Source organism: Bifidobacterium miconis (genome assembly GCF_019331735.1).
Classification (GTDB): Bacteria; Actinomycetota; Actinomycetes; order Actinomycetales; family Bifidobacteriaceae; genus Bifidobacterium; species Bifidobacterium miconis.
The window spans coordinates 1-6548 of sequence record NZ_JAHBBH010000069.1 but is presented as its reverse complement, the minus strand read 5'-3'; the positions used below and the strand labels follow the sequence as shown (position 1 = coordinate 6548).

The window sequence follows — 6548 nt, the reverse complement described above, 5'->3', positions numbered from 1 at the left end:
CCAAGCCAAGCAGGACCCGACCATCGAACGCGCTAGACTCAATACCAAGCCGCGCGGTTTCATTCACTTTCTCAATCACACACCGAATCAAACCGCACGGCCCTTACACACCAAAATGCGAAGAGCCCCTAAACCCCAAAAACAACACCAACATGAACAACACGCAACCAACAAACGACACACCACGACAACCAGACACACGAATCACGCAAGCCGCATCCAAACGCATGCATACATAACAGCTCTTCGCATATAAACGAACGGGGCTTCGCCCCAAACACAGAACGAAACCCCACGTATATCGCGCCATCAATCAAGCTCGGCATCGAGCCGCGGAATGGCCGCCGCATAGATCGCGAACGCCTGACGTAGTCGATCGACCGATGTCCATTCGTTCGGACCATGCGCGCCGCCGTGGATGAAATCGGGATCAGGCGCGGGCCGGTCATCGCCGGCGATCATTGAGCCCGACGGCAGTCCGGGGCCGAAATTCAGTGCATTGGGGATCACGCGGGCATGCGTTCCGCCACCCATCGCATACGGTTCGGCATGGGATCCGGTCAGTTTGTTATAGATGCCGGTGAGCAACGCGACCCGCGGGTCGTCCTGAGCGACGACATATGGCGCATCGATGTCGACACGGTCGACGTGGCCTCCCGCCTCATCGATCTTCGATGCAATATCATCGACGATCCGCTGCGGGTGTTGCGTGACGGCGTGACGAACGTCGATGGTCATCTGCAGCTGATGGCCGACGGTCCGCACCAAACCAAGGTTCAGCGTGGTTGTGCCGGATGCGTCGTCTTCGAACGCGACATGGAAACCGTCGCCGTATGGCGTGCGGCTCCATGCTGCAAGATGACGCACCAAGCCCTTCGCCGCAGGTGGAAGCATATCGGTCTCCATGAGACTCGCCGTCAGGCGATGAAGCGCGTTGACGGTGCCTTCGGGAAACGCCGCATGCCCGGAACGGCCGGTCGCGGTGATCGTGACCGTGCCGTCCGATTCGACTGCGGCGCGCATGCCCGTCATGGCGCCGACGGCGTACAGTATGGCATCGCGTTGGGCGTCAGGCAGTGAAAGTCGGACGGAAGCCTCTCCCGGAACCGCGTTCGGACTCGCCCCGGCCACAAGGGAAATAACGCTCTCGGGCTTCGGCATCGCAGCCACGAGCGTGATCTCGCCTTTTTGCGCGGTGTTGACCGGGAAACCGCAATCGGTGACGATCGCCTGATACGGCGCGCCGTGACGCCGCACATATTCGCGCATGTCGTCCAGTCCCGTTTCCTCGGCGCCGCCGTACATCACCCGAACCGGATGCCGGAACGATGCGCCCTTCTCCTTCCAGTACCGAAGCAGATACAGATTGAGCAGGGCCATGCCTTTGTTGTCGTCCGCTCCCCTGCCGACCACGAAACCATCCCGCTCATACGGAGCGAATGGCTCGCTCTCCCAGCCGGGACCGGCCGGCACCACGTCAAGATGAGACACCATGGCGATATCCCGCATGGCTTCGAACGGATGGTCCGGATCATACACGGACATGGCAAAACCCTCATGATTCGCCCAAGCAAGTCCGTAGCGTTCCGCCGTCGCGACCGCCTCCGCGAACATATCCGCCACGCCGCTGCCGTATGGAGCGCCATCGATTCCAGCCGACGCGTCGGACACCGATGGGATCCCCAACCATCGCAGCAGATCCGCCACGAACTGTTCACGGTGTCCGTCGAACCATGTCAGCGCCTGACGCGCGATCCCAAAATCACTCATGCCGATCTCCCTCCAGCACGGGACAAACACGGCAGCCGCAGCCGTCCCGTCGCCGCAGTCTGCGGCTCGCCGGCCGATCGCAGGCGCGACATATGGCAGCTCCCGCATTTGTTCTTTCCGACAGTCACCATGTAATCGCTTCAAGCAAGGTTGAACGCAAGTCCGACACGCCAAACGCAACGAGCTTGCCGGCAAAAGCCCCGCAATCGTCATTCCAACAAGTCATCGACACCACACAGGCCGCGACTCACCGGCACCACTGCATGCGTCACGCAAACGTGCGGCACGAATCTCGCGCCGTCGGATCAGAACTCTTCCGGCTCGCGCTCCTCGTGCGGGGCGGGCAACTGTATGCGCAGGCCGTGCACGCCCCGCTCGCGATCGGCTTTCCGGTCGGGAACGTGCGCAACCAGCACGGCGTGCCCGCCCGGAACCTGTCCGCAGTGACGCGCCATCTGCAACGGCGTGATATCGCCCATGCGCCGCTCGTCCAGCCATGTCCAATACGTCGGGGTGCCCGCCATCGGCCCGTCCTCCTTGATGCCGCGCTCGACGCGGACCCATACCCAGGCATCGTAGCCGTAGTCGGCGAGCAGCCGGCGATTGGTCAAGTGGCTGACGTTCACGCCGCATTCGTACGTCTCCAGCACCGGCAGATCCAATGACGGCTTTGCATTGACCGGCTCGATCCCACGGCCGCCGGTCCGCCGTCCCTCGAGAAATCCCGCGGTTTTGCGGCGACGATCCTCGCCGAGCCGGATACGCTCCAAGCCGATTTCCTGCGGACTGAGCAGGATCGGACTCTGCAAGTCGGTAAGCCTGTCCCAGCAGCGCCACGTCCACCACGCGTCCGACAGCGCGCGGTGCTCTTCGACCTCATGAAATCCCAGCAGCCGCATGACCGCCTGCAGCGAATGGGACGGGGCGTTCGGCAGCAACGTCCGGGCCAAGTCCAGCGTGTCCTCGCTCATCGCCGCATACCGAAGCATCGCATGGTGCGTTCCGCCGAGCATCCGCAAATCAAACTGGATGTTGTGCCCCACCACCACGATGTCGGGAGTGATCGCCTCGCAGAACAGGCGGCACATATCCTCCGAAAACGGCTTTCCGCGCAGGTCCGATTCACGAATCCCGGTCAGCATGGTGATGCCCGCCGGCAGATCGCAGCCGGGATCCAGCAGCTCGTCGCACGCCATCCATGGCTCCCCGTTGCGCAACAGAATCGCGCCGATCTCGATCACGCGGGCGTCCGCCCCCAAACCGGTCGTCTCGGTGTCCACCACCAGCATCTCGCATTCGGCCGCCCCACGCACGAACTCGGGAAGCGAAACCAGCGGAATGCCCTTGTAATCGGCCATGATGCCTGCGAGCGCCTTTCGTGACAGTCGGGACGATGCAACGCCTTCCAGATTGGCGGCAAGGATGGACGTGGACTTGCTACCCTGTATGTGTCCCGTATTCCGCCCCCGTATTTTCGCTTGGAAAGGAAGCACACATGCTCATTGCATCCTGCATATTCGCGATTCTCGCCGGTCTGCTTCACGTGTTGATCTTCATTTTGGAATCGTTCCGGTGGACCGAGCCGAAGACCATGGAAATCTTCTCCATCCGTTCGGCCCGGGAGGCCGAGGCGACGAAGGAGATGGCCTATAATCAGGGCTTCTACAATCTGTTCCTCGGCATCATGGCCCTGCTGGGCGCGCTGCTTGTGTTGGTCGGACGGCCTGTCGCGGGTCTGACGCTGATGTCCGCGGGCACCGCGTCGATGGCGCTCGCCGCCGTGGTGCTGTTTGCGGGGAGCCCCGACAAGCGTTCGGCGGCCGTCAAGCAGTTCGCCTGTCCCGCGATTGCGCTGGTGCTGCTGCTGATTTCCGTCATGGTTTGATTGATATCCGACTTTGCTGCGGCAAGGCGCATCGAAACCGGTGAATGCCGGCATGAAACCCGGTGGAGGATATGTATCTATTGCTGAGGCTTTCTGCGATAATAGCGGCATATGATCCGTTCCGCGGGAAGGATGATGATGAGCGGCGATGATTTCGTGCATCTGCACGTGCACAGTGCGTATTCGATGACCGACGGCGGCGCGAGCGTGGACGAATTGGCCGAGACGGCGGCGCGTATGGGACAGCCGGCCCTTGGCCTGACCGATCATGGCGTGGTGTCGGGACTGTTCGACTTTTGGAAGGCCTGCCGACGAGCCGACGTCAAGCCGGTGCTCGGCATGGAGGCGTATGTGACTCCCGAGACCGACCGCCGGGATCCATCGCCGGTGTCGTGGGATCCCGATCCGGGCAGACGCCGGAATCCCGACGATGTCAGCGGAGGCGGCAAGTTCACGCATCTTAGCCTGTGGGCGGAGACGGACGAGGGCCTGTCGAACCTGTTCGCCATGTCGTCTACCGCGAACCTTGAAGGCAGGGTCGGCCGATATCCGCGCGTGGACCGTGAGCTGCTGTCCCGATACGCCGGCGGCCTGATCTGCGGCTCCGGCTGCCCGTCGGGAGCGGTACAGACGAGACTGCGGCTAGGACAGTTCGACGAAGCCTTGCGCATGGCCGGCGAACTGCAGGACATCTTCGGCCGCGGCAATTTCTTTGTCGAGCTCATGGATCACGGTCTGGAGATCGAGAGCCGGGTGCGAGCCGGCCTGATCGACATCGCCGGCAAGCTGGGCGCGCCGATCGTCGCGACCGCCGACGTGCATTACGCGCGACCGGAGGACCGCATGGCGCAGGAGATGCGTTTGTGTATCGAAAGCGGGATGACATGGGATGATCCGTCGCGGTTCCGTTTCGACGGCGACGGATACTACCTGCGACCCGGTGAAGAGATGCGCCGGCTGTTCGCGGACGTTCCCGAAGCGTGCGACAACACCCGGCTGATCGCCGAACGGTGCGACGCGAACTTCCACCCCCGTCCGGAAGGCGCGCTGATGCCCGTCGGCGACCATGGCCCGGACGAAACCTCGGACGGCGTGCTGCGAGAGATGACCGACAGCGGCCTGCTTCGTCTGGGCGTGACCGTGACCGACGATGTCAGGGATCGGACCGAAATCGAACTGCGCGCGATCGGATCGACGAACGTCGCGGAATACCTGCTGGCCGTCGCCGACGTGAAACGGCGTCTTGTCGAGTCCGGACTCGCATTCACGCCCGGCGAGGGCAATGCCACTGCCAGTCTCGTATGCTACGCGCTGGGCATCACGCAGGTGAACCCACTGGAGCAAAACGTGCCGGCGGCCAGATTCATCAACGCCAGGAAACCGACATTCCCCACGGTAACGCTGAGGACCGAGCCCGGCGCCGCCCGACTCGTGCCAGACATGCTCAACGCGCACTACGGCAAGCATCATGCGGCGCCGACCGTCGCCCATTCCGCGTACGGCCGATCCAACGCCGTGAAAGCCGTGGCCCGCGCATTCGAATACCAGAAGTCGGCCGGATCCGCTTCCGACGCGGATGCGATCGATGCCTGGCTGCGTGAACAGCATCACACGGACGTTCAGGACCGCATCGCACGCTTCCCGTACCGACGGTTCGTAAGGGAGGGATCCATCGTGCTCGCCTCCCGACCGTTTACGGAACTCACGTCGCTCATCCAGCAGGTGGACGGAACCATCGCCACCGCCCTCGACCTGCACGCATGCCGCGAACTCGGCCTGCCCCACCTGAACATTCTGGGATCGGCATCCCTGAGGCGCGACGACGCGGCGTCCCAAAAGGAAGAGGAACCGTCACTCTTCTGACGTCCGCGACGCGACCGGCGTGTTCATGCCGGTCGCGTCGTCGCGCTGGGGCATCGTAGGTATTCTCCGCTCACTAAGGTTGGGAGGCACGATGGGCAAGCTGGTCGCTAATGTCGATGATGACGTGAAGGCTCGCGCTGCGGAATTGTATGAGTCGATGGGCATGAGCCTGAGTACTGCCGTGAACATGTTTTTGCGGCAGTCGCTTGCGGAGAATGGTGTACCGTTCAAACCTCGCCGGTATGAGGGCGTACATATGGCTCCGATCGAAGCGACGCGGCGCGCAATGGTCGAGGCCGAGGCCAAGGAGCTGGGCATTATCCCCGATGACGCGACGACGTGCGAGACGGAGGAGGAAGTCCGTGATCATCTGCGCCAGTTGAGGGGGCGAGTGCGGTGAGCTATGTCATCAAATTTGATTCTCAATTCGATGCGGACTACGAGTGGCTGAGCCGCGTTCATCCCGAACTGTTGGACGACTTGGATGACGCAGTTCCGATGTTGAGGGAGAATGGCGAGCTTCCTGAAGGGTACCGTCCGCATGCGCTGAATAATGCAAGCGGCAACCCATAACGGGCATTGGGAATTCCATTTGGCCGGCGACATCGATGTGCTCGTACTGTATCGGAAACGTGCCGGTCGTACCGTGATCCGCATGGTGCGCCTCGGCTCCCACGCCGAACTGTTCCAAGGCGAACTGATCTAACGCGGCCGAACGTTCAAAAAACGCAATGGGGTCGGGTGATCGGTTGGGATCATCCGGCCCCATCACAGGACTAGGCTTTGTTTCCCGCCGTCCGACGGACTCCGCGCTCAACACGCGCGGGCAATATCCGCCGGGCGGCGACGAAAGCGTTCATTATCGACGGTCAGCCCTCGATGGCGATCTGGTGCTTGGCCTCGACCTGCGGCTGGGCCTGCATCTTCGGAACCTGAATGCACAGCGTGCCGTTCTTGTACTGCGCGTGGATGTCGGACTCCTTGACGTCCTCGCCCACGTAGAAGCTACGAGAGCAGCTGCCCATGTAGC

The 6548-nt window shown here is 62.3% G+C and carries 8 protein-coding genes; 5 read left to right on the top strand and 3 right to left on the bottom strand.

The features are described from left to right. Positions 1-309: 309 nt before the first annotated feature. On the bottom strand, positions 310-1878 hold the full coding sequence (locus KIH79_RS12505) for a Sapep family Mn(2+)-dependent dipeptidase (RefSeq protein ID WP_219059675.1): 1569 nt from the start codon (positions 1876-1878) through the stop codon (positions 310-312). Positions 1879-2075: 197 nt separating this feature from the next. After that, a complete protein-coding gene (locus KIH79_RS12500) occupies positions 2076-3128 on the bottom strand; it encodes a 3'-5' exonuclease (protein WP_219059673.1) in 1053 nt (350 codons plus the stop codon). A 137-nt stretch (positions 3129-3265) separates the two neighbouring features. Here KIH79_RS12500 and KIH79_RS12495 point away from each other — a divergent pair, with 137 nt between their 5' ends. The 5 genes from KIH79_RS12495 (at position 3266) to KIH79_RS13295 (ending at position 6224) form a co-directional block, all read left to right on the top strand. Continuing rightward, positions 3266-3655, top strand: coding sequence for a DUF1304 domain-containing protein (locus tag KIH79_RS12495; RefSeq protein WP_219059671.1), 390 nt, complete (start codon positions 3266-3268; stop codon positions 3653-3655). 138 nt (positions 3656-3793) lie between these two features. Next, positions 3794-5518 (top strand): PHP domain-containing protein, encoded by a 1725-nt coding sequence (locus tag KIH79_RS12490; RefSeq protein ID WP_219059670.1) that lies wholly within the window; start codon positions 3794-3796, stop codon positions 5516-5518. A 91-nt stretch (positions 5519-5609) separates the two neighbouring features. Next, positions 5610-5918, top strand: a complete 309-nt coding sequence (locus KIH79_RS12485; protein WP_219059669.1) for a type II toxin-antitoxin system RelB/DinJ family antitoxin — start codon at positions 5610-5612, stop codon at positions 5916-5918. After that, positions 5915-6091, top strand: a complete 177-nt coding sequence (locus KIH79_RS12480) for a type II toxin-antitoxin system YafQ family toxin (protein WP_219059668.1) — start codon at positions 5915-5917, stop codon at positions 6089-6091. Before KIH79_RS12485 ends, KIH79_RS12480 begins: the two co-directional genes overlap by 4 nt. Further along, a complete protein-coding gene (locus KIH79_RS13295) occupies positions 6072-6224 on the top strand; it encodes a type II toxin-antitoxin system YafQ family toxin (RefSeq protein ID WP_420829383.1) in 153 nt (50 codons plus the stop codon). Before KIH79_RS12480 ends, KIH79_RS13295 begins: the two co-directional genes overlap by 20 nt. Before the next feature lie 163 nt (positions 6225-6387). Here KIH79_RS13295 and KIH79_RS12470 read toward each other — a convergent pair. After that, a partial coding sequence (locus tag KIH79_RS12470) for an Hsp20 family protein (protein ID WP_219059677.1) occupies positions 6388-6548 on the bottom strand: 161 nt, incomplete at its 5' end.